At 47.8% G+C, this 21,453-nt stretch carries 26 protein-coding genes; 4 read left to right on the top strand and 22 right to left on the bottom strand.

Features of this window, described 5'->3' with window-relative positions; all coding sequences use genetic code 11:
* Positions 1-32 precede the first annotated feature (32 nt).
* The 10 genes from spoVG to ACTHRH_RS22100 form a co-directional block, all read right to left on the bottom strand.
* On the bottom strand, positions 33-320 hold the full coding sequence (gene spoVG, locus ACTHRH_RS22145) for a septation regulator SpoVG (RefSeq protein ID WP_144936723.1): 288 nt from the start codon (positions 318-320) through the stop codon (positions 33-35).
* Between the two features lie 120 nt (positions 321-440).
* Positions 441-827, bottom strand: a complete 387-nt coding sequence (locus ACTHRH_RS22140; protein ID WP_144936720.1) for a RidA family protein — start codon at positions 825-827, stop codon at positions 441-443.
* A gap of 14 nt (positions 828-841) precedes the next feature.
* Positions 842-1,657, bottom strand: a complete 816-nt coding sequence (gene purR / locus ACTHRH_RS22135; RefSeq protein ID WP_379288053.1) for a pur operon repressor — start codon at positions 1,655-1,657, stop codon at positions 842-844.
* A 111-nt stretch (positions 1,658-1,768) separates the two neighbouring features.
* Positions 1,769-2,623 carry a 4-(cytidine 5'-diphospho)-2-C-methyl-D-erythritol kinase gene (gene ispE, locus ACTHRH_RS22130; protein ID WP_144936714.1) on the bottom strand — a complete coding sequence of 285 codons (855 nt, stop codon included), beginning with the start codon at positions 2,621-2,623 and terminating at the stop codon, positions 1,769-1,771.
* Between the two features lie 334 nt (positions 2,624-2,957).
* Positions 2,958-3,146: a small, acid-soluble spore protein, alpha/beta type gene (locus tag ACTHRH_RS22125; protein ID WP_144936712.1), complete on the bottom strand. Its 189-nt coding sequence runs from the start codon at positions 3,144-3,146 to the stop codon at positions 2,958-2,960.
* A gap of 239 nt (positions 3,147-3,385) precedes the next feature.
* On the bottom strand, positions 3,386-3,661 hold the full coding sequence (veg, locus tag ACTHRH_RS22120; RefSeq protein WP_144936710.1) for a biofilm formation stimulator Veg: 276 nt from the start codon (positions 3,659-3,661) through the stop codon (positions 3,386-3,388).
* 211 nt (positions 3,662-3,872) lie between these two features.
* Entirely contained in the window at positions 3,873-4,745 is an 873-nt protein-coding gene (gene yabG, locus ACTHRH_RS22115) for a sporulation peptidase YabG (protein ID WP_144936846.1), read from the bottom strand.
* 62 nt (positions 4,746-4,807) lie between these two features.
* Positions 4,808-5,698 (bottom strand): 16S rRNA (adenine(1518)-N(6)/adenine(1519)-N(6))-dimethyltransferase RsmA, encoded by an 891-nt coding sequence (rsmA, locus tag ACTHRH_RS22110; RefSeq protein ID WP_379288980.1) that lies wholly within the window; start codon positions 5,696-5,698, stop codon positions 4,808-4,810.
* Positions 5,699-6,244, bottom strand: a complete 546-nt coding sequence (gene rnmV / locus ACTHRH_RS22105) for a ribonuclease M5 (RefSeq protein ID WP_150960569.1) — start codon at positions 6,242-6,244, stop codon at positions 5,699-5,701.
* A gap of 288 nt (positions 6,245-6,532) precedes the next feature.
* Positions 6,533-7,672 carry a 3D domain-containing protein gene (locus ACTHRH_RS22100; RefSeq protein WP_144936701.1) on the bottom strand — a complete coding sequence of 380 codons (1,140 nt, stop codon included), beginning with the start codon at positions 7,670-7,672 and terminating at the stop codon, positions 6,533-6,535.
* Positions 7,673-8,166: 494 nt separating this feature from the next.
* Here ACTHRH_RS22100 and ACTHRH_RS22095 point away from each other — a divergent pair, with 494 nt between their 5' ends.
* Both ACTHRH_RS22095 and ACTHRH_RS22090 read left to right on the top strand, forming a co-directional pair.
* On the top strand, positions 8,167-8,919 hold the full coding sequence (locus ACTHRH_RS22095; protein ID WP_379288983.1) for an ABC transporter ATP-binding protein: 753 nt from the start codon (positions 8,167-8,169) through the stop codon (positions 8,917-8,919).
* Positions 8,912-10,132: an ABC transporter permease gene (locus ACTHRH_RS22090; protein WP_440417674.1), complete on the top strand. Its 1,221-nt coding sequence runs from the start codon at positions 8,912-8,914 to the stop codon at positions 10,130-10,132. The genes ACTHRH_RS22095 and ACTHRH_RS22090 overlap by 8 nt, the downstream gene beginning before the upstream one ends.
* Here the strand turns inward: ACTHRH_RS22090 and ACTHRH_RS22085 are convergent.
* Both ACTHRH_RS22085 and ACTHRH_RS22080 read right to left on the bottom strand, forming a co-directional pair.
* Complete coding sequence (locus ACTHRH_RS22085; RefSeq protein WP_144936693.1) at positions 10,118-10,885, bottom strand: TatD family hydrolase; 768 nt, start codon at positions 10,883-10,885, stop codon at positions 10,118-10,120. The genes ACTHRH_RS22090 and ACTHRH_RS22085 overlap by 15 nt on opposite strands.
* A 22-nt stretch (positions 10,886-10,907) precedes the next feature.
* Positions 10,908-12,179, bottom strand: a complete 1,272-nt coding sequence (locus tag ACTHRH_RS22080) for an HD domain-containing protein (RefSeq protein WP_144936691.1) — start codon at positions 12,177-12,179, stop codon at positions 10,908-10,910.
* A gap of 381 nt (positions 12,180-12,560) precedes the next feature.
* Here ACTHRH_RS22080 and ACTHRH_RS22075 point away from each other — a divergent pair, with 381 nt between their 5' ends.
* Positions 12,561-12,815 carry an AbrB/MazE/SpoVT family DNA-binding domain-containing protein gene (locus ACTHRH_RS22075; RefSeq protein ID WP_144936688.1) on the top strand — a complete coding sequence of 85 codons (255 nt, stop codon included), beginning with the start codon at positions 12,561-12,563 and terminating at the stop codon, positions 12,813-12,815.
* Positions 12,816-12,968: 153 nt separating this feature from the next.
* Here ACTHRH_RS22075 and rsmI read toward each other — a convergent pair whose 3' ends face one another.
* From rsmI to ACTHRH_RS22025, 10 genes are all read right to left on the bottom strand, one after another.
* A complete protein-coding gene (gene rsmI / locus ACTHRH_RS22070; RefSeq protein WP_150960566.1) occupies positions 12,969-13,832 on the bottom strand; it encodes a 16S rRNA (cytidine(1402)-2'-O)-methyltransferase in 864 nt (287 codons plus the stop codon).
* Positions 13,829-14,620 (bottom strand): tRNA1(Val) (adenine(37)-N6)-methyltransferase, encoded by a 792-nt coding sequence (locus tag ACTHRH_RS22065; protein WP_144936682.1) that lies wholly within the window; start codon positions 14,618-14,620, stop codon positions 13,829-13,831. Before ACTHRH_RS22065 ends, rsmI begins: the two co-directional genes overlap by 4 nt.
* Positions 14,621-14,760: 140 nt before the next feature.
* Entirely contained in the window at positions 14,761-15,096 is a 336-nt protein-coding gene (gene yabA / locus ACTHRH_RS22060) for a DNA replication initiation control protein YabA (protein WP_144936677.1), read from the bottom strand.
* A 25-nt stretch (positions 15,097-15,121) separates the two neighbouring features.
* Complete coding sequence (locus ACTHRH_RS22055) at positions 15,122-15,925, bottom strand: PSP1 domain-containing protein (protein WP_144936674.1); 804 nt, start codon at positions 15,923-15,925, stop codon at positions 15,122-15,124.
* Between the two features lie 2 nt (positions 15,926-15,927).
* On the bottom strand, positions 15,928-16,905 hold the full coding sequence (gene holB, locus ACTHRH_RS22050; protein ID WP_144936671.1) for a DNA polymerase III subunit delta': 978 nt from the start codon (positions 16,903-16,905) through the stop codon (positions 15,928-15,930).
* A 14-nt stretch (positions 16,906-16,919) separates the two neighbouring features.
* Positions 16,920-17,366, bottom strand: a complete 447-nt coding sequence (locus ACTHRH_RS22045; RefSeq protein ID WP_144936668.1) for a YaaR family protein — start codon at positions 17,364-17,366, stop codon at positions 16,920-16,922.
* Between the two features lie 38 nt (positions 17,367-17,404).
* Entirely contained in the window at positions 17,405-17,734 is a 330-nt protein-coding gene (locus ACTHRH_RS22040; protein ID WP_144936665.1) for a cyclic-di-AMP receptor, read from the bottom strand.
* Between the two features lie 18 nt (positions 17,735-17,752).
* Entirely contained in the window at positions 17,753-18,412 is a 660-nt protein-coding gene (tmk, locus tag ACTHRH_RS22035; RefSeq protein WP_144936662.1) for a dTMP kinase, read from the bottom strand.
* 197 nt (positions 18,413-18,609) lie between these two features.
* On the bottom strand, positions 18,610-20,091 hold the full coding sequence (locus ACTHRH_RS22030; protein WP_440417669.1) for an aminotransferase class I/II-fold pyridoxal phosphate-dependent enzyme: 1,482 nt from the start codon (positions 20,089-20,091) through the stop codon (positions 18,610-18,612).
* Positions 20,092-20,254: 163 nt separating this feature from the next.
* Complete coding sequence (locus ACTHRH_RS22025; protein ID WP_144936659.1) at positions 20,255-20,458, bottom strand: sigma factor G inhibitor Gin; 204 nt, start codon at positions 20,456-20,458, stop codon at positions 20,255-20,257.
* Positions 20,459-20,662: 204 nt separating this feature from the next.
* On the opposite strand from ACTHRH_RS22025, the gene ACTHRH_RS22020 reads away from it, so the two are divergent.
* Positions 20,663-21,184: a hypothetical protein gene (locus ACTHRH_RS22020; RefSeq protein WP_379288994.1), complete on the top strand. Its 522-nt coding sequence runs from the start codon at positions 20,663-20,665 to the stop codon at positions 21,182-21,184.
* Positions 21,185-21,453: the final 269 nt, after the last annotated feature.

Genomic DNA, 21,453 nt, shown 5'->3' with positions numbered 1-21,453 from the left:
ATTCCGGGCTCTCTTCGCGGGGCTGAAATGCATTACGCCCCTTCTTCTATTACTTGCTCTTCCTCAATAGCGGCTCTTTCATACTCGGCCAGTACAGCCACCTGAATTTTTTCGCGAGTGGTCGAAGAAATCGGATGGGCGATATCGCGGAACTCTCCATCGGGCGTACGCTTGCTAGGCATAGCTACGAACATCCCGTTGTTCCCGTCGATGACACGAATATCGTGAACGACAAATTCGTTGTCAATCGTAATGGATGCAATCGCCTTCATTCTTCCTTCTGTGTTGACTCGGCGGAGTCTTACATCTGTAATTTGCACTCAAGTTCACCACCTTTTATCATCAAAAAGACTTGGTATAGACTTCCACATTTTGTTGGAAAATCCTTCTTTTCAATGATAAAAAAATGGCATTTTCTAAAATATTTTCCCGAGTTGTTATTATTCGACACCAATCGCTACAATCAATTCGATTTCGACAAGAACATCCTTGGGAAGCCTTGCCACCTCGACGGTGGAACGCGCCGGTTTGTGGTTGCCGAAATATTCGGCATAAATTTCATTGACCTCAGAGAACATACCCATGTCCTTCAAATAGACGGTCGCCTTCAACACATGCTGGAAATCGGCTCCCACCTCGCCAAGGATTTCTTTAAGATTCCGGAAGACCTGATGGGTTTGTTCCCGGATTCCACCCTCTACAATCTTGCCGTCCAGCCCTAGGGGAATTTGTCCGGATGTAAAAAGTACATTCCCGAACTGAACGGCCTGAGAATAGGGGCCGATGGCGGCCGGTGCTTTCTCCGTTGCAATTTGGATCGGTTTCATTCCATCACTTCCTTCTAGTCAAAATAATTACCGGGAACAGCAGTCAGACTTCTCGCTTTCGAATCGACGGACAGTCTGGCTAGCGACACATAGTCGGTAACGAGTCGTTCCCGCACATCTTCCGATTCAACCAACACTCCAACGCCTTGCACAGTCGCTTTAAACTCCTGAAGAAGGTCCATCATTCCCTGGATCGTCCCGCCGGCTCTCATGAAATCATCGATGATCAGCACCTTGGATTGCTCCTTCAATGCGCGTCTTGCCAATGACATAGTCTGAATCCTCCGGTTGGAGCCCGATACGTAATTGATGCTTACGGTCGACCCCTCCGTGACCTGACTGTCTCTGCGCACAATAACGACCGGCAAATTAAGGAAAGTCGCGGTCGCATAGGCTAGAGGGATTCCTTTGGTCTCTACCGTCATCACCACATCAATATCACGGTCGGCGAACGCCGTGGCGAAAATTTTGCCGATTTCATTCATAATCGCCGGCTTACCCAAAAGATCGGACATATATAAATATTCTCCCGGAAGGATCCGTTCCGGTTGTTCCAGCATTCCGCACAGCTTGCGGATCAATTCCAAAGAGGCCGTTTTCGGGTATTTGGGGATGAATATTACACCCCCGGCCGCCCCTGCCAAAGTCTGCAGTTCACCGAAGCCCTCCGCTTCAAACACTTCCTTAATGATCGCCAAATCTTCGCTGATGGAGGACTTGGCCGCTTGATAACGCTCAGCAAAAGTGGTTAACGGAATCAAGGAATGAGGCCGGTACAGCAAGTATTGCGTCATCTCCACTAATCTTGCACTGCGTTTTAATTTTTTCATGACACACCTCTGACCGTTTACTCAACAAGTCGGCATTTTAAGTTAAAATCCGAATATTAACATTAAATATACCATCTTTATACGTATTTAGACAAGCTTGCCGCAAGAGTGTCAGGTCAGCAGCCGTACAGCGTACACTTCTTTGCAAAAGCCTCTCAAGCCGTTATATATCTTTGCCGCTTTGGAAAACTTCGAGACCAGGCCGAACACCGTCGGACCGCTTCCGGACATCAATACGCCGTCGGCTCCCATCCGCTGCATGCTGTCCCGCAGTTGCCTTACCTCCGGATATAATTCGAAGGTTATATTTTCCAATACATTACCCAGTGAGCGGCACAATAAATCAAATCGTCCCGAACGGATGGATTGCAGCATATCCGGAATGGAAGGATGGTGTTCGATTTCGGAAGCCTTCAGCTTCCCGTAAACTTCCCCTGTAGATACATTAATGGGCGGTTTAGCAAGGATAACCCAGCACTGTGGAGGTGAAGGTAGGGGCTCGAGCTTCTCTCCCCTGCCACTTGCCAAAGCAGTACCTCCCATCACACAGAAGGGCACGTCCGAACCAAGCTCGGCTCCGAGCTCCATCAATTCCCGGGCGGGGATGCCCAGATTCCACAGACGGTTCAAGCCGCGAAGAGTGGCGGCGGCATCGCTGCTTCCCCCTGCCAGACCGGCCGCAACGGGAATTTTTTTGTCCAGGTGGATATAAACCCCTTTATGTACGTTATATCGTTCCTTAATCAGCTTGGCCGCCTGGAAAGCAAGGTTCTTCTCATCCAGCGGGATATAGCCCGCCTGACTTGATATGATAATGGTGTCCCGAGACAGCTCCTGCATTTCCAGCCTGTCCGCCAAATCAACCATCGTCATGACCATTTCCACTTCATGATACCCATCTTCCCTTTTGTATAATACATCCAAAGAAAGGTTGATTTTAGCCGGAGCCTTTTCAAATACTTTCATGCAGTCACCTTCTTCGCATTTACCGTTAAACAGCTTAACATATTATAACATGGCTGGTCAGCAAAATAACCCCATAAAGTGGCGCATGCCTTCGAAGCGTACTCCGTCCTGGTCACCCGCCATGCAGCGCCGCAACGTGTGCCGCGAGAGGCACGCATTTGAGTCCTCCAATCCCGGTCGCACTCCCTGACTTTCTTTCGATAGCAGCTTGATAACATTTTGCGGCTAATGATACTAAAAAAAGCCGGAACGGCTATCCCTCCGGCCTCCGGCTTCTGGCAACCCGTTTCGCCGGCTCAGAGCTTGCGGCATGTACTTCCGGCGAACTCGGCATTTAACGGTTCGGACGGTTTCCGCTTGTGGCCTGCTCGGCGATTTGGATCGCCCGTTTAACCATATTTCCGGCATCCTTGGTCCGAATCCCGCCCCAGCCCTCTTCTTTGACCGTATTATAGAATCCTAAATCTTTGGCAAGCTCATATTTAAACTGTTCGGACATGACGCTTCTTCTTCTCCGGCTCATCAGTATCCCTCCTTTCGCTCAGGGTTAGTATGTGTAAAGGCAGACAATAAAATAACCCCACAGAGTAACGTCCGGCCTTCGAAGCATATTCCATCCGTGTTCCAACAGAGTCAGCGGCCAAGACTTCCTCTAAGCGCTGTCGCTCTTCCCTAATTACACTCTTTGCGGCGAGCCTTGAATATCCCCTACAAATAAAAAACAGCAAAACCCAAAAGGGCTTTGCTGCAAAATTCGTTCAGTTAAGTTTGCATATAAGAGATGCGGACTTGTCCTTCATCTTGGCAGACGGTTACTTCTACGGACTCCGTCAGTATATCCGCATAGCTGTATGACACTCGTTTAAAAGCATGCTGCTCTTGATCAAGCTTTACGATAAAAACAGAAGGGTAGGTCTCTTCCAAAACTCCAGATCGTTCAATGGTCTTTCGGCGACCACCGTTTGCACGCAACACAATCTTCTGCCCAACGTGGGGCTCCAAACTGCGTCTGATCTCCAATAGCGCATTTTTAGCCATTGTAAGCTACCACCTCTTTCCTTAGTCCATTATAACTCAAGATGGGCAGCTTGTCAATTAAGGATAATATTATATCAGCATCATAATTGCGTTGTCAACGGTTAATTTGTCCCGAATTTTTTTGAACAACGAGGCCTGCCGGTACGGTTCCCGAATCCGGTTAAACCTCCATAATTCTACAAAAAAAGCACCTATAAGCAAGGTGCTTGAATCAGGACTCCATATGGGTCTGCGGCTTCGGCAAAACTAATCGGAAGCTTCCCCGGGTCTGTATGCCTCCCAGCCCTTCAAGCCCCGACTGGGTTTGATGGATAATGTCGGAAATTTGGATCGTATCATCAATGGAAGTGAAGGATACTCTCGATGCCACAATCAGCGGATCCAGGGCATGGATCAACACCCGCGAAGGCGAGCTGGCAAAGTTGGCCCCGGCGAGCAGCAACGCTTCATAATGGGACTGACAGGCGCCTGCTATAATAACGAGAGAGTCCCGGTTTCTGTCGTACTGCCGGGCTATCTTCACAGCCTGAACGAAATTATGCGAATTTTTGTAATTGCTAAGATTCATGACATCCGGCTGCCCCTGACCTTTGACAAGCCCGTCATGCCCCGTAATGACCACGATATCGGGCTGGGACTGCGGAAGCAGCTTATATAGTACAGACGGCATTGCCGATTCATGGACATGTACCCCTTCAGCGGGTACTCTTAGCTGCTTATACAGCTCCATACATTTTCTCAAGTAGCGGGGGTCTCCGTCCAGATGGAGCACTTTGCCCGGAAGCTCAAAGAAGGAGCGGGCTTGGCGCGCTTTATTCGGATTGACGCGGCTGTTTCCCTTCTTATGGGTCTGTTTCTGCGTTTCGCCAAATCGCCGTATGGATTCGTCCGCACTCCTTTGAAACGCCTCCTCGTCCTTGTAAATCCTCGCGGAGCTGACCGGTTCCAAATCAGCCGGCGGTGCATCGGCCAGAAGCCGGTAATTGATCCCTCTCAACCAGGATTTGTACCGACTTATCGCTTCGATTCTGAAGATGACATCTCCGCCGTAGGATTTTCTCGTTACCAGATCCCCTTGCTTCATCGCCATAATCCCTCCCCTTGAACTATCCTATGGCAGGGATGGGCTTTTGGTGTATAAGAAGTTTACAGGGAGCGCAGCATGATGTTGCTTAATCGGGCATATTCGTCAATGGACAGTGTCTCTCCGCGCCGTACCGGATCTATACCCGCCTCTGCCAGAATAGTCTCCAAACGCGATCTCTCCCCTTTACCGAAGAAACGGGCGAGCAAGTTGTTGGCAACCGTTTTCCGTCTCTGGGCAAAGGCTGCCTGCACAACATCAAAGAAGAAGGCTTCGTCTTCCACCTGTACCGGAGGCCGATCTCTTACCTTCAGCTTAATGACCGCAGAGTCCACGTTAGGCTGCGGAATGAAGACCGTGCGCGGAACAATGGTGACCAATTGAGGCTCACAGTAATAGCTAACCGCTATACTCAGGCTTCCGTAATCCTTGGTCCCCGGTCCCGAGGCCATACGATCGGCAACCTCCTTCTGAATCATAACCACGATGTTACGGAGCGGAAGCTTCTCTTCCAGCAGCTTCATCACGATAGGGGTCGTTACATAGTAGGGCAAATTAGCCACAACGCTGACCTGTTCGCATTCCCCCAGATGTTGGCGCAGCAAATCACCCAAAGGCAGTTTAAGCACATCCCCGTGTACGATCTGCACATTAGAGTAAGATGCCAGAGTTTCGTCAAGTATGGGAATCAGCCGCTGGTCAATCTCCACAGCTAACACAGCCTTAGCCTCCCTGGCCAGCGGTTCGGTGAGAGATCCGATCCCGGGTCCGATCTCCAAGGCTCCATCATCGGGGCCCAATTCAGCCGCTTCAACGATTTTACGCAATATATTTTGATCGACCAGAAAGTTTTGCCCCAAGCTTTTCTTAAAGGAAAATCCATGTCGGGACACAATCTCTTTCGTTCGATTCGGTGCAGAAATATCTCCGTAGTCCTTTAGTTGTTTGTCCATTTACAACCCTCTTTTGGCTAATTCCTTAATGGCCTGCTCGAATTCCGCCCGGCTAATTTTAAACATGCGGCATCTCTTATGAAACTGTTTTCCGTTAGCATACCCAATTCCAAGCAGCTTGCCCGCCTCCAGACGGCGTTGGGAAGCTTGGGGATGACCGATCAAGCCCGCTTCGATCAGATCCTGCCAGGAGATTTCCGATTCGGCCGGATTGAAATCTGTCTTAACATTCGCAAGAGCCGTCCGAATTGCCTCTGGGGAGGCATTCTCGACGCCTATATCATCCTTATATAAGGCGTCCTCCTTCTGGAGGAAAGCGTGCTTGCAGCCGGGTACTCTGGCAGTAATCAGTCTTCTCAGTTTCTCCCCCGCATGATCGGGGTCGGTGAATATGATGACGCCTCTCCGTTCCTGCGCCAATTCAATCCGGCGGTAGATGTCTTCGTTAATGGCCGATCCGCCGGTTTCGATCGTATCCGCCTCTACGGCTCTACGAATAGCAGCCGTATCGTCCTTCCCCTCAACGACAATTAATTCCTTGATCATTCGGTTCACCTCAAGCGAAAAATTATGAACCATTTGTGCTGCGCTACTTGGTATGAAGTGATTTAGAGACCGTTGGAATTCCAAGTTATCCGTAAAATTTTTATCCTAGACAAATTTGGACTTCCAATCGCTGTTATCCTCGGATTAACATAATGCTATCAGCGGTTCGTTCCCGCCATACGATTGAACCGGACCACCTATAACAAGCAAAAAGAAGAGGAGCTACCCTCTTCTTGTCATGCTTCACTGTCTTTTAATTTATACCATTAACTGGCCCAAAAGCCAAGCTTAATCAGCAGTTGGTTTCTTAGGTCCGATAACATATACGGTATAGCCCCGTTTCACGCCAAATTTATTGGCATAAGACTCGCTCTCGAAGTAAATATCAATCTTGTTGCCTTTAATGGCGCTGCCTGTATCCTCGGCCCGGCGATAGCCGATTCCATCGATATAAACCCACCATCCCATCGGGATGACACTCTTGTCTACAGCAATGGTACGCCCTTCCGTTACCTTCGTTCCGGATGCGGTAATTCCGTATCCTTCATCTCCGGGATTTTTCCCCGTTGAAGAAGCCCCGGCTGTATATGCCGTAAGCGTAACATTGTTCAAAATTTTATTATACTTCGTCGGAACTCCGTTGTCGGGAATGAACTCGCCGCCTGACTCTGCGGACAAAGCCATGACTTGCGGATTTTTAACGCCTACCGCAATAACTTTATTCACGCTCTCTTCGACAATCGTCTCTCCTACGATGCTTTCCGCAATTAACTGACCGTCTTCATAAACCTTCTCGGTCTGCACCAGCTTGCTGCCTTCTTTCCCTTCCTGAACTACCTGCTCTTTTCCCTTGAGCAAGTTATGATCATCTTGGGTTATCGTTTCAAAGGCAAGCGGCACCGTCTGTTCTTCAATCTGTTTCGTAACGCGGATCACCTGAATAGAGGCGTCCGACACAATGGGATCTTCTATGGCGGGAACGACTCTATCGTCTTCCCCAACATGTATATTTAAATCTTCCAACGCACTGGCAACCGTTCTTCCAGTTGTGTACAATGTCTTGGTCTCCCCATCAGCAGTTACCAGAACAGGCAATGTATGATCGATCGTAAATCGGTCGCCGTTCTCGATTTGGGTGTTGAGATCCGCCGAAATGCGGTCATGCTCATCTACCGAGATTCCTTGTTCATCCAGCAGACGACTCAAGATCCACTGTTTCGTTTGAATCGTTTTTTCTTCTCCGTCCACCACCAAAGAAACGCTTTTGGTTGCCGTACCGTACAACAACATGAAAAACATGAAAGTCAATGCGAATGAAGCCAAGGCAATTATTGTTACCAAACGCAGGTTTTCATGCTTCCAACGCAATGCGAAGGACATGCTGGATGATCGTTTTACATGGGTGTTCTCAACCTGGATTGCGCCCACTTCTTCGGTCCTCCTTCAAAGCCCCGCCGTCGACTGTTACGCATGATTAAGATCTGACGCGACTAAGATAATTGGGTTTAGATTAATATCACCGTAATTTCTTGATTGACAAGATCACACTTTTGGCGCTCTTGACCTAGCTCCACCTCCCCTTAAACAAAACTCTATGTGAAAGTCCGGATATGTATCCCAAAATTATTAGCGATTAGAAATTCGGCGATAGGTTTTAAGCTTTCATGAAAGTTATCATAAGCTCTATCGATCAACCTTGTAAAGAGGGTGAGCCCTATATAAAAACCCGATTTTCGAACCTATTCCGGCAAATTCTGAAAATTACAAAACATAACCGTTCTATTTCTATCCATTAATAAAGGTTTTCTGATTATTTCGCCGTTTTTCGTGTTGCATTAGGAAAATAAGCGCCTTAGGTTTATAATGGACAGACATAAATTAAGTTAAAAATATCCATAATATGGGAAAGCGAGGTAGGTTTTTTGGCACCGATTTTGACCCTTGAAAACGTATTCGGAGGGTACTTTATCCACAAGCCAGTCCTAAAAAATATTTCCTTTTCTGTCAATGAAGGGGAAATGATAGGCCTGATAGGTTTAAACGGAGCAGGCAAAAGCACAACAATCAAACACATTCTCGGTTTGCTTCAACCGCAGCAAGGCGATATCCGCGTGAAAGGGCAGACCTTGGCCGAGGCTCCGGAGATCTATCGCTCCGCCTTCGCCTATGTTCCGGAAAGCCCTGAATTGTATGAGGAGCTTACGATTTGGGAGCATCTGGAGCTTACCGCTCTTGCCTATGGACTTTCCAAAACGGAATTGAACACGCGGGCCGACAAGCTTCTGGATTTGTTTCACATGAGGAATAAAGTCAAGCATTTTCCGGTACATTTGTCCAAGGGGATGCGCCAGAAGGTAATGATCATGAACGCCTTTCTGATCGAACCGCCGCTATATATTATCGACGAGCCGTTCCTCGGATTGGATCCGCTAGGTATTCGCTCTCTGCTGGATTTGATGGTCACCTTCAAGGAGGCGGGGGCGAGCTTCCTGATCAGCTCTCATATCCTATCCACTCTGGAAAAATACTGCGACCGTTTCCTTGTACTTAACGAGGGGGTCATTGTTGGAGAGGGAACGCTTGTCGAATTGGGGCAGTTGGCAAATATGGAAGGCGCGCCACTCGACGATATTTTCTATAAACTGATTCAAAACGGGGGAAAAGGAGATGTTTGATCCCATTCAATTATGGGGTAGAAGATGCCGATCCTTCTGGAAGGAGGCGGCCTACTACTGGCGGTTCATCGGCAGAAGCATGAGCCAAGGGGTCTTGTTCTTTGCCTTTATAGCGGCAATGTATATGTATATTCAGTGGCTGGAAACTTTGCCGGACAACTTTCCTTATTACTGGTTCATGGTCCCTCTGATAACCTGGGCGGTAGCCTTCAGTCCCATCCGTACATTCCTGCAGCCGGCGGATCGAGTGTTTTTGCTCCCGGTGGAAAGCCGAATCGGGCCTTATTTATCCCGGGCATTACGGTACAGTTATCTTTGGCAGGCTGCCACAGTTCTCGTCGTGGCGATTATTTTATGGCCACTTTATAAAGTATCCAAAGACGGTTCGACCTCCTTTCTTCTGTTGAGCGTATTTCTATTAATTGTTAAATGGGGGAATGTTCTCGGCAGTTGGCAAGAGGCCCGGCAGGTTCATGAGCGCAGTCGACGACTGCTTCGCTTCATTAGATGGACAGCCTCCACCAGTGTCGTTTTTACCGTATACCAGTATGGACCCGCTATAGCAGGCATCATCGGCCTTCTTTGGATAACCCTCCTCTGGGCAAGCTTCAAGAAGACGAATCAATATCCGATCCCTTGGGAATATCTGATTCGGAAGGAGCGGGAGCACCTCTCCAAGCATTATCTGTTCTTCAGCTGGTTCATTGAAGTGGATCACCTGCCGAATCGTGTCAAACCACGGCGCTGGCTGGCTTCCATTACAGGCCGATTCCCGTTCCGCCAAGCGTCCACTTATTTATATTTGTTTACGAAGACGTATATTCGCTCGGAAACGGCCAGCATTTCGGTCAGATTAACCGTTGCCGGGGCTCTGCTTCTCCTTCTAGTTCCCGATCCGAACTGGAAAATCGCGGTGTTCGGCATCTTCCTATGGATGTCCTGTGTCCAGATGTCTTCTCTGGATCAGTATCACCGTTATACGTTCTGGCTTAAGCTCTACCCTGTTGATGCGATGAGCAAGAGAGCAGCGATTATCCGCATTGTTTATGTAAGCCTGCTCAGCCAATGGTTCCTTCTAGGAGCGGTGCTTGTCTGGCAATCCCGGGGATCCGGCTTCTCCTTGGCCGCGGTAGCTGTTTCTTTGATGATGATCAGCGCTTACTGCCTCATCTTCATGAGAAAAAAGCTGAAGCGGACCTCACTTCAGCTTTAGCAGTCGTATAGCATTCGTTGTCGTTATTTCTGCAATTTCTTCCAGCGTCTTCCCTGTCAGTTCGGCGGCCGCTTCGGCTACAAGCCGGACATAGGCGGACTCGTTTCTTTTGCCGCGGTAGGGATGGGGAGTAAGATAAGGCGAATCCGTCTCAATCAGCAGCCGATCGAGGGGCACCTTCTGCAGCACCTCTTTCGGCTGTTTGGCGTTCTTGAAGGTTATCGGCCCGCCGAAGGAAATATGGAAGTTCATATCCAGGCACAGCTTGGCAGTCTCCCAGCTTCCCGAATAGCAGTGCATGATGCCGCCTACTTCCGAAGCTTTCTCCTCCCGCAGGATTTTAACGATATCGCCATGAGCGTCCCGGTTATGAATCACTATCGGCAGCCCCAGCTTGCGGGCCAAACGGATCTGATCACGGAAGACGCGATCCTGTACATCTTTGGGAGAAGTATCCCAATAATAATCAAGTCCGATCTCTCCTATAGCGACTACTTTCTCATGACGGCATAGCGATTCGAGCCAATCGAGGTCCTCGGGCCGCATATCTTTGGCATCCTGGGGATGCCAGCCTACAGTGGAATAAATAAAATCATATTGTTCCGCGAGCTTAAGGGAAGTAGGGATCGTTTCCCGATTAAAACCCACATTGACTATTCTTGTAACTCCTTGCTCTACCGCTCTGGCTATGACGGCTTCGCGGTCTTCGTCAAATTTCTCATCATTCAGATGCGCATGAGTATCTGTCAGCATGTTCTGCTCCTTTCCAAAACCATTACCGATCTGCATCCAGCAGCCTGCGCAGAGTTTCGGGCATATCGTCCAGCGCAACAATTTCAGCCGGATAATAAAGTTGATTCTGGCCCCGGCGGATGCCGCTGATGGAACGAACGATCTCAGACCGGGTCGATATTTCGTTTAATTGTTTGCGCTCATCCAATAACAAAATAGGCAGCTTCTCATCCAATTCGCCGGGTCGGTACACATCATAAGGCAAATCGAGCGGAAAATCAATTTCGACATAATATTCGGATTTCCACCCCCGGCGGTTCATCCAAAGCCTCAGCTCTTCAGCCAGCGCTTCGTCCTCTTTCTCAATCGGAACATGCTTAAACAGCCTGCGGTGAATAAATCGGGCGCACAGGTCGGCAAGTACCCCATCTTCTTCCTCCATCCAATACATGAACACCGTCTGCATCAGCGCTTCATCCAAATAAAAATAATCATTCACTGATAACTTTTGATCAAAAAGCGCCTGTATCGGTTTCACCATAAAGCGAAACGGGTATCTATCTTCGTATAAAGCTTTAGCACGCATAAAGATTTTATCCAATAAAATTTCCGCGCTGCGGGTTACGGGATGGAAATAAACCTGCCAGTGCATCTGATACCTGGACATTAAATAATCCTCTACGGCATGCATGCCGCTGTCTTTGACAACGACATGCCCCTTATAGGGCCGCATCATTCTAAGAATGCGCTCCATGTCGAAAGTACCGTAATTAACACCTGTATAATAAGCATCTCTCAGTAAATAGTCCATCCGGTCCGCATCCAATTGGCTGGATACTAAGCTGACGACTATTTCCTTAGGATAAGATTTGGCAATCACCGCAGCTACCTGCTCGGGAAAACTGGGATCGATCCGGCGCAAAACTTCATTAACCTCGGTATCTCCTAAAATCATTCGACAAGTCCAATCCTCATGATTCGTCTTGAATGTTTTCTCGATGGAATGGGAGAAGGGCCCGTGTCCCAAATCATGAAGCAAGGCGGCACAAAGACAGAGCAACCGCTCTTCCCGCGGCCAATCCGGATAATGGTTTCGCTCGAACAAGGAAATGATTTTGCGGGTTATTTCGTAGACTCCAAGAGAATGGGAGAACCGGCTGTGTTCCGCTCCATGAAAGGTTACATAGGAGGTACCTAATTGACGGATGCGGCGCAGCCTTTGAAACTCTTTTGTGTTGATTAAGTGCCAGATAGTCTCGTCTTGAACATAAACATATTTGTGGACTGGATCTTTGAACACTTTCTCTTCCATCATAAGTCAGTTCCTCCTTTTAATCTCTTAAATTCATTAGTTTTCTAGACATTAATTCGACAAAATATCGAAGGAATTTGTCGAAAAATATATGGATGATTTCCCAATATAAAAGGTTTAGAGGAAAAGTTTCTCTTCCCTGCTATTCCAAAATATAGTATAAATATACAAGATTCATGACTGAAAAATCCAGTTTGCACCTTAAAATATCGCGTAAACGCTGGGTTAGAGACAAAAACCAACTGTCTATCTATCTTTTTCCTGTAAATGGATAGGCAAGGGAAATGATTTGTGTTGACTATTATGGGAAGAGTTGGTATTATAATAAAGTAAAATATTGTCGAATAATGACGATTAATATATTGAAGAGGTGAAGTTTTCATTATGTTGAAATCTACCGGAATTGTAAGGAAAGTTGATGAATTGGGACGCGTTGTTATTCCTATAGAACTTCGCCGTACTCTAGGAATCGGGGAAAAAGACGCCTTGGAAATCTATGTAGATGGCGAAAGAATCATGTTGAAGAAATATGAGCCTGCCTGCATCTTTTGCGGCAATGCAGAAGACGTGACTTACTTCAAAGGAAAAATAGTTTGTCAGAATTGTGTCACTGAAATGCCCGCACCTGTGACAAAATAATAATAATGGTGTATAATGGGTATAATCGATAATTTGTTAATTCTAACCTTTTTCATATCTCCTCTAATCCCTAAGTATGGAAGCATTATTTTTCCGCCTGCTACTTAGGGATCTTTTTTTGTTCAAGGAGAGTTTTTAGTTGTGTTTCTACTATTATAATAACTGATTGTATACTTCCCTCTTCGGCACTCCCCGATCTTGCGCGGCTCTTTTGATCGCTTGCTTGCGATCTTCCCCTTGGCGAATATAGAACTCCACATGGTCCTCCAGAGTCAGCTCCTGCCACCAGGCTTCTCGGTCGTCAGCCTCTGCTTCTCCCGCACCGACCACGATACAATATTCTCCCAACGGTTCCACTTCATCGAGATGCTGCAGGCAATCATCCAACCGCCCTCTAACGACTTCCTCATATTTCTTGGTTAATTCCCTTACCAAAGCGACCTCCCGGTTTCCCCAGGCCTCGCGTATTTCTTTAAGGGTTTTGACAATCCGATGAGGGGATTCATAGAAGATGACGGTCGCCTGGACGTCTTTCCATAAACTCAGTTCTTTAGCCATCCCCTTCTTATCCCTTGGAAGGAATCCAACGAAGACGAATTTATCGGTCGGCAGACCGGAAATGATTAAGGCCGACAACGCGGCATTAGCACCCGGAATTGGAACTACGGGTATACTATGCTCCACAGCAGCACGAACCAGATCGTAACCGGGATCGGAAATGGCCGGCAGCCCCGCATCGGAGACCAATGCCACGGATTCCCCCGCCTCCATCCTGCGGATTAGCTCCGCTCCACTCGCTTCTTTATTATGTTCATGATAACTGACCAGACGGTTGGAGATTTCCAGATGGGACAGCAGCTTGCGCGTCTGCCTCGTATCTTCGGCCGCGATCCAATCGGCTTCTTTCAATACTCGTACCGCCCTGTAGGTGATATCCTCCAGGTTTCCAATCGGTGTCGCCACCAAATATAGCGTTCCCGTGTTTCCCGCATTTCGAAAGCTTTGCTGAATGTTCATCTTTCCCCTCCTTCCTTTCCTTCTTCGGACGACAGGCTATCCCTATTGCCATAATAGATTTCCATGAGCTCCTCGCAATATTCATGATTATTCTTATAGACAATAAGCGGAGGAAGCAGCTTCACTTCCGGCTTGCCGTCGCGAATCGCTTCAATTAGCACCATGTTACTTTCTTCCCCTTGCCGGGGATGAACAAAACGGATACGCTTCGCTTCCAGCCTGTACTTACTTAACGCATGCAAAATCTCCACCAGTCGGGAGGGACGGTGAACCATCGCTACTTTGCCCCCTGTTCGGACCAGTCTGCTGCAAGCGGCTGCTACATCATCCAGAGTGCAGAAGATTTCATGCCGTGCCGCCGCAACATGGGGGTTTAGGTTCTGATCCCCGGTTCTGGCTTTCATATAAGGAGGATTGACCGTTACCAAATCAAACTTCCCATAGCCCAATGTCTCATGAATGGTCCTCAAATCGCCCTGCATGATGCGGACCTGTTCTTCCAGACCATTAAGACGCACGTTCCGGTCCGCCATATCGGCAAGCCGCTCCTGAATTTCTACCCCCCATATATTAGCCTTGGTACGGGTTGTCAGCAGCAGTGGAATAACTCCATTTCCTGTGCATAAATCCATGATTTTGCCTCGTGGCGGTACCGTACAAAAGCGAGACAACAAAACAGCGTCCATCGAAAAGCTGAAGACCTCGCCACTTTGAATGATGTGCAAATCATTCGTCAATAAATCATCAACCCGTTCGTGTTCCTGGAGTTTTACCGGAATCGATTCCATGATATTTCCCTCACAACTTTAATCTGAAAATAATATGGTAACTTTTCATGCCAATCCGAAAGATCTTTACTTTATGATTTAGTAAATTTAACTTTCGGATGTGGTAAAAAACCGCAGAGACTTATATCTCTGCGGTAGAATCATTTATTCAAAAAAGATAAGCAGAACAAGCAATCTCCCTCATTACGAAGATGCCCGTAATAAACATTACATATATGAAAGCCTTCATAGTATAGTCTGGCCAGGTTATCGTAGCCTTCTCCTATGACCGGCGTTTCTTTCCCTTCTTGATGTTTGACTTCGCCAGAGGTGTCCTTCTTCAATAATTTCCTGAGCTGTTGGTTCTCGTTCGTCAAACGGTGATTTTCCTCCATGACAAGGACAAGCTGTTGTTTCAAGGAATTGAGGTCGGCAAGATTTGCGCTCATCCGTTCTTCCATTTGTTCTATCTGTAAAAATAGTTCTTTTTTGTCCACGGTTTCACCCCGACGTTAAAATCCGCTATTCCTGTTCGACAACATCTTCCGAAGGAAGATCCAGAATTCTGTTCTGTTCGAACAATTGAACTTTAATCATCTTTTCATTAGCCTTAATGCTTAATACTTTGCCGGTACCATATGAGGTCATTACAATTTTGCCTATCTTGGGAAGCTCATCCTTCACACTTTCATAATTATCATGCTCATACTTGAGGCAGCACATCAATCTTCCGCATAGTCCGGAAATCTTGGTAGGATTTAATGACAAATTCTGATCTTTGGCCATCTTGATGGATACCGGCTCGAAATCCCCCAGGAAAGAGGAGCAGCATAATATTCTTCCGCAAGGCCCGATTCCTCCAAGCAGCTTCGCTTCGTCCCGGACTCCAATTTGCCTAAGCTCTATCCGTGTGCGGAAGATGCTGGCCAGATCCTTGACCAACTCTCGAAAATCCACCCTACCTTCGGCCGTAAAGTAAAAAATAATTTTATTGCGATCAAATGTATATTCTACATCAACCAGCTTCATCTTCAGTTGATGGTCCTTTATCTTTTCCTGGCAGATGCCAAAAGCGTCCTTGGCCGCCAATTTATTGCCTTCCACTAATTTCGCATCGTTATCATCCGCAATGCGAATTACTTTCTTGAGCGGGAGCACGACATCATCTTCAGGCACTTCCCGTTTGCCGATGACAACTTTGCCATATTCCAATCCTCTTGCCGTATCGACTATCACATGATCATCCTTATCCACTGGCAAGTCTATAGGATCGAAATAAAATATTTTGCCCGCTTTCTTGAAGCGAACACCGACTACTGAATACAAAGCTACCCCCCCTGTAAGTCAATCATCCATTTTTCGAGCGTAAGCTGGGGATTGGCGTTAAACCTAATCCGTTTCCGGACATCAACCGCCCGCTCCATTCCTGTAATCCAAAAACCGACTTCCCGGCTGAAAGCTAACGGGGACATCCAGTCAGCCTGATCTATATAAACTATATTCTCCTTATGACCGCTGCTCAAACGCACCATATCCTTGAGCCATAACATCCACAAATCCATTAATATGTCTATATGCTCGTTGAGCTTACTCTTGAACACCTTCTGCTGTAAAGTAATCATCGCGTGAGGAAGCTTCGTCAATGATTCCTTGGCCAGCTGCAAAACCGTATTTCTCGCCTCCGCAAACCATTCCGCAGATACCAGCTCCCTCGCCGCATGCACTCCGGCCGCCAGATGAACCGCAGGCGAAACCAGTATCGGCGAGAGTCCTTCTTCTATTAGAATAGAAGACATCTCCAGCGGGCTCGCCGGAACGAAAGAAATCCATTGCGCCCGGGATTGAATGGTGGGCAGCAAGGCATGTCCATTTTCCGTTATCAGGACTGCAATGATGTCCGTAAGGGGCTCCTCCAGAAACTTCAGCAAGCTGTTGGCAGCCTGAACCGTCATCCGGTCCGCTTCATTCAGGACATAAATTTTCGTCTGGGAAGCGGTGGCACGATAGGCAAACTCTTTCTGAAGCTCACGAATTTGATCTATCTTAATCGAGGCGCCGTCGGGCTCGATCCATACCACATCCGGATGGTTGTTATGATCTACCTTACGGCAGTTTAGGCAATGGCCGCAGCTATCGTCAACTAATTCGCTGCAGTAGAGCGCTTTGGCCAATTCCTTGGCCATCTCCCTGCGGCCCGAACCTGAAGGGCCACTGAATATATAAGCATGGGATAGCCGTCCCGACCGCAAACCGTTCTGCAGAATTCTCTTCGCTTGAGCCTGTCCGGCTATCGCTTGAAAGGACATAGCTCCCCCTCATTTCAATAGAGGAGATTGATAAGCATGCCGCGAATTTCTCCCACTTTACTCAACAGCTCAATTTTACCGTTCTCCTGCTGCAGCAGCTCATCCGCCATGGACAAGAGAACGGCGTCAATCTCCTCTAGCAATTTATAACGTTTGGCCCGCCCGCGGCGGTCCCAGCCCTTCGTCTCTTTAAGATGGACTCCGCGCCGGGCAGTCTCCTCCAGAAACTTCTTGACCAGCAGTTTGTACTGCCGAAGCTCCCTTAGTGTCAAGGATTTCGCAAGACGTTCGCCCTGCAGATGAATTTGGTCCAGAATTCGCTGCAATTCGTCCGCGGTTACCTGCTGATCATGCCTCCGCATGAATTCTGAGAAAGGCTTCGGCTGAATCTGCTGGTTTAAAGAATTGTCCAGCGGCTTGATATCTTTGGCAAGGGGCCGCAAGCCCGGTATTATCTTCATGCCTGTAGACCTGCCTTCATCGCGGACAATGGCGCCGCTTAATAATGTTCAAACCGTTCCACTTGAAGGACGAAGACGGCGGCTCCGCCCACTTGTACCTCAACGGGAAAAGGTATATACGAATCCGTCGAACCTCCCATAGGAGACACGGGAGTAACCAGTTGATCACGGACTTTACAGTTGGCTTTAATGACTTGCATCACTTCAGGGATTCGGTCATCCTCAATACCGATCATGAAAGTGGTGTTGCCTGCTTTAAGGAATCCCCCCGTACTGGCCAACTTGGTTGCGCGGAAGCCTTCCTTGACCAGCGCGTTGGACAGCCGGTTGCTGTCTTTGTCCTGCACAACGGCAATAACAAGTTTCATAGATATCCCTCCCTATTATTATACCCTAACTTGTGAGTCGGGGTGTACAAGCTTTTCAAAATCTTCTGCAATTTCGTCCGCAATCTCCTGGACCGTCCGATCCGCCCGAATCAAGCGAACCCGGTGCCGTTCCTGTTCGGCGATGGTCAGGAAGCCTTCTCTTACCTTTTGATGGTAATCATCGCCTTTAAGTTCGATGCGGTCCAAGCCTTCGCCATTGAAAGCTTGGCTTCTCTCCAGCAATCTCCTTCTGCTGATCTCTACCGGAACATCCAGCATGTAGGTTCTCGCAGGCTGCAGGCCCGCACTGGCAAAACGGCTTACGGCCAGGACAGTCTGTAAGTCAAGACCAAGCCCATAGGCCTGGTAAGCAACACTTGCATCAATATACCGGTCGCACAATACGATCCGGTTTTGTTCCAGGGCCGGGATGATTTTCTCATGTACATGCTGAGCCCGTGAGGCTGCATATAGGAGCACTTCCGTTTGATCAACCATCTCTTGATGATCAGGAGAAAGCAAGATTCGGCGAATTTCATCGCTTATCGGTGTACCGCCCGGCTCGCGTGTGACCAGCACATCCAAGCCTTGCTTAATTAAACGATCAGCCAGCAATTGGAGCTGAGTCGACTTGCCTGACCCGTCCGGGCCCTCGAAGGTGACAAAAATTCCTTTCACAAAATTCCTCCCGAAGAATGACTATACCTAGATGTATCGTCAGTTTTTTAAGCGAATGTATTTATCATCATTTGAACATATTAGGATTGGAACTCTTCGCTCGGCTTCTCCTGCTAAACCTTCCAAGACTCAAAAACCGATGGCCCTCCCCCTGAAAGTGGGTTCTTATATAACATATGCAGGCGCGCGCCCAGAGGTTAATCAGGATTCAGTACCTGAAGTGTAGCTAATGAGCGATCCATTGTTCCCTGAAACCTTGCCCCGGTATTGGCCAGGACAGCAAGGTAAGCTGCCGCTTCCTTCGTAACAGGCTCACCCGGATACAGAACAGGAATGCCTGGCGGATACGGTATGACCATCTCAGCCGAACGGTACCCCACTGCGTTGTCCAAGGGAACCGTCTGTACACAATCATCAAGGCGGGAAAGATCGATGTCGAAAGGAATAGGAAGAGATACATGCGGCATTGAAGCGGTTGTAATCTTATTCGTCAAAGCATCATGCTTTTCCTTCTCATGAAGCCCGAATTTGTCGTTAATATCCGTTAGAGCGGATAGTAATTTTTCCGTGTCCGCCAGGCTGGAAGCAAGGCTGAATAGCAAGAGCACATGACGGGGATCCGCCATTTCAATCATACAGCCTCTAATCTCCAATTCTCGCTGTAACTCAAATCCGTTCAAGGTTCCCGTTCGATCCCTTAAAATAACTTTAAACGGATCCCTGGCATCATAAGCCCCATTCCCCTCAAGCTTCACCACCTGAAAAGCATCCAATGACGCCGCTTTATCACGAAATGTTCCGACACTCTCAAGTCCGCGCTCAAACAACCGGCTGCCTTCTTGCTGAAGCATGCTCCGGCATAGATCCAGGGACGCCATAATCGGATAAGAAGGACTCGAGGTCTGCAGCATGGACAGCCTGGAGGCTATCTTATGAACGTCGACTAAGTTGCCACGAACATGCAGCATCGCACCCATAGTCAGAGCGGTTAGCATTTTATGAGCCGATTGGACGACCACATCCGCACCTGCGGACAAAGCCGATTCAGGAAATGCCGGATGAAAGCCAAAATGAGCCCCATGGGCTTCATCAACAAGAAGCGGAATGCCCCGGGAATGAACGAGATCAGCTATAGGCTTTAAGTTTATTGCCATTCCGTAATAATTAGGGTTAGTGAGTAAAACTCCCTTAGCCTGAGGATACCGATCCAGTGCCTCGGCCAGATCCTTGCTGCCGACACTCGTGGCCAGTCCGGTTTCCGGATCCAACCACGGAGTCACAAAAACCGCCCTGGCACCCGCAAGCATCAAGCCATGGATAACCGACTTATGAACATTCCGCTGCACAATCAGTACATCCCCGCGGCCGCAGACTGCCGTAATCATGGCCAAATTCCCCGCCGTGCTGCCATTTACCAGAAAATACGTCCGGTCCGCGCCAAAGCAATCTGCCGCAAGCTCTTGAGCCTCCTTGATGACTCCTTCCGGCTGATGAAGATCATCCAATCCGGTGATTTCCGTAAAATCTATAGACATAATCTGTTCCAACATGCCCTTGTTCTTGGCAGAAAGGGCGGAACCCCCCTTATGTCCCGGAACATGAAAGCTCGAACGTCTTTGAAAATGATATTCTAATAATGTTTCATATAATGGAGCGCGTATGTATCTATCATGAATCACCCTGATGATCCTCCATATGGCTTTGATCTTTGTTCCTTAGTCCAGAAGCCCAGGGCTTTCCTCCTATGTTTAAGAAAAAAGGAGAATAAGCCAGTCACTTATTCTCCCCTTACTATATGAAAAAAAGCTTTATTAATAAAGCTTTTTTTGCAGTTAGCCAAAATTATGCATCCTTAGGGTACCAGATCTGTCTGAGCTGATGAATAAAAAATGGATATTTTTCGTCCTGCACATCCGTATGGACTATCTCCTCTTCGCAAGCGGCACATATAAATTGCGAAATAATGTGAATGCCGTCCTCTCTCTGCTGCCCGCATATGATGCATATAGTCTGACTTATTTCTTCAGTCGGTCTGGCTGCCTCCATCCTCCCCACCCCGCTTTTGAATTTCCTATTAGTATTTCCCAAATAGAAAACTATTAAACTCCCCGCCGCTATTTTTATCTTTTATTTATATTATGTAAGCTGATGACCGATGGTGTCTGTACGCTTTAATGCGAACAAGTCTTTTTCTTTAGGCGTACTTCCAATATACTAATGATAGGTCTATACATACAATCGGAGGCAAATATGAACAGGGGACTATCTGAAAAGGCTACGATATATAATTATACCTTGCTTAAAAAATGCGGGTATGGAAAATTGCCCTCTTCAATCTATATAACCATATTGTTATTATGGGGGGCGGGCTGTTTCCTTTGGCATTACAGCGGTGCTCTTGGGCTGCTGCTGGCTTTACCGGCTGTTCATGGTTTGTATTATGTGCTTATCCGCCTGATCAAGCGATTTACTCCCTGGTCAGCGGACTTTTCCTGGTTATGGACGAAGAACCTGCCTTGGAACGGATATCTGCCGGAAGGATATATCCGTAATCGCTTCTTACTCTCCATTCACATGCACCTGTTGCTTACTGGGGCCGCTATTATTGGAGCAGCCTACATCTGGGTTCCCGTCCCGGTATTTGCCACATTTATGTTTGTACATATTTGGACTCTGCTCCCGAGACTATGGATTCTGCAACAACTGAAGCAGGTTCACCCCCACGGGCTGATTAAAATAACCGCTGATGAATTATTGCTCTATTCAACCTGATACGGGAAATCCTTTAAAGGATTTCGTTGCATTGATGTCTTATCGACATCGTACCGGAGTTTAAGGACAAAATAAAAAAGCCTCGCCGGCATATGCCCGCAAGGCTTGGTTCTCATAAAAAATTCCGCATACTCTCCTTCGGGAGAGATGACGTTAAATTCAGGCAAAAAAAAACCGCTTGGCAACGTCCTCCCGCACCGGCTGAAAATGCTTCTCGAATCACTTCGAGGTCGGCATCGGAATTTACCGCTTAAGCCGGGCCAGCTTCT

Origin of the sequence: Paenibacillus sp. SAFN-117, assembly GCF_051966115.1 — a bacterium.
GTDB classification, from domain to species: Bacteria; Bacillota; Bacilli; order Paenibacillales; family NBRC-103111; genus Paenibacillus_L; species Paenibacillus_L residui.
This window is presented reverse-complemented; position numbering and strand designations above follow the sequence as displayed.

What these genes read in the sequence shown, in the direction of transcription:
- rsmA (WP_379288980.1), bottom strand. Translation starts at nt 5,698, where the DNA reads ATGGACAAACAACTAAAGGACTACGGAGATATTTCTGCACCGAATCGA.
- ACTHRH_RS22075 (WP_144936688.1), top strand. Translation starts at nt 12,561, where the DNA reads ATGTTGAAATCTACCGGAATTGTAAGGAAAGTTGATGAATTGGGACGC.
- rsmI (WP_150960566.1), bottom strand. Translation starts at nt 13,832, where the DNA reads ATGAACATTCAGCAAAGCTTTCGAAATGCGGGAAACACGGGAACGCTA.
- ACTHRH_RS22020 (WP_379288994.1), top strand. Translation starts at nt 20,663, where the DNA reads ATGAACAGGGGACTATCTGAAAAGGCTACGATATATAATTATACCTTG.
- ACTHRH_RS22085 (WP_144936693.1), bottom strand. Translation starts at nt 10,885, where the DNA reads ATGCTGACAGATACTCATGCGCATCTGAATGATGAGAAATTTGACGAA.
- ACTHRH_RS22025 (WP_144936659.1), bottom strand. Translation starts at nt 20,458, where the DNA reads ATGGAGGCAGCCAGACCGACTGAAGAAATAAGTCAGACTATATGCATC.
- purR (WP_379288053.1), bottom strand. Translation starts at nt 1,657, where the DNA reads ATGAAAAAATTAAAACGCAGTGCAAGATTAGTGGAGATGACGCAATAC.
- ACTHRH_RS22065 (WP_144936682.1), bottom strand. Translation starts at nt 14,620, where the DNA reads ATGGAATCGATTCCGGTAAAACTCCAGGAACACGAACGGGTTGATGAT.
- veg (WP_144936710.1), bottom strand. Translation starts at nt 3,661, where the DNA reads ATGGCTAAAAATGCGCTATTGGAGATCAGACGCAGTTTGGAGCCCCAC.
- ACTHRH_RS22045 (WP_144936668.1), bottom strand. Translation starts at nt 17,366, where the DNA reads ATGAAGATAATACCGGGCTTGCGGCCCCTTGCCAAAGATATCAAGCCG.
- ispE (WP_144936714.1), bottom strand. Translation starts at nt 2,623, where the DNA reads ATGAAAGTATTTGAAAAGGCTCCGGCTAAAATCAACCTTTCTTTGGAT.
- ACTHRH_RS22080 (WP_144936691.1), bottom strand. Translation starts at nt 12,179, where the DNA reads ATGATGGAAGAGAAAGTGTTCAAAGATCCAGTCCACAAATATGTTTAT.
- ACTHRH_RS22090 (WP_440417674.1), top strand. Translation starts at nt 8,912, where the DNA reads ATGTTTGATCCCATTCAATTATGGGGTAGAAGATGCCGATCCTTCTGG.
- holB (WP_144936671.1), bottom strand. Translation starts at nt 16,905, where the DNA reads ATGTCCTTTCAAGCGATAGCCGGACAGGCTCAAGCGAAGAGAATTCTG.
- ACTHRH_RS22125 (WP_144936712.1), bottom strand. Translation starts at nt 3,146, where the DNA reads ATGAGCCGGAGAAGAAGAAGCGTCATGTCCGAACAGTTTAAATATGAG.
- ACTHRH_RS22140 (WP_144936720.1), bottom strand. Translation starts at nt 827, where the DNA reads ATGAAACCGATCCAAATTGCAACGGAGAAAGCACCGGCCGCCATCGGC.
- yabG (WP_144936846.1), bottom strand. Translation starts at nt 4,745, where the DNA reads ATGAAGCAAGGGGATCTGGTAACGAGAAAATCCTACGGCGGAGATGTC.
- rnmV (WP_150960569.1), bottom strand. Translation starts at nt 6,244, where the DNA reads ATGATCAAGGAATTAATTGTCGTTGAGGGGAAGGACGATACGGCTGCT.
- ACTHRH_RS22040 (WP_144936665.1), bottom strand. Translation starts at nt 17,734, where the DNA reads ATGAAACTTGTTATTGCCGTTGTGCAGGACAAAGACAGCAACCGGCTG.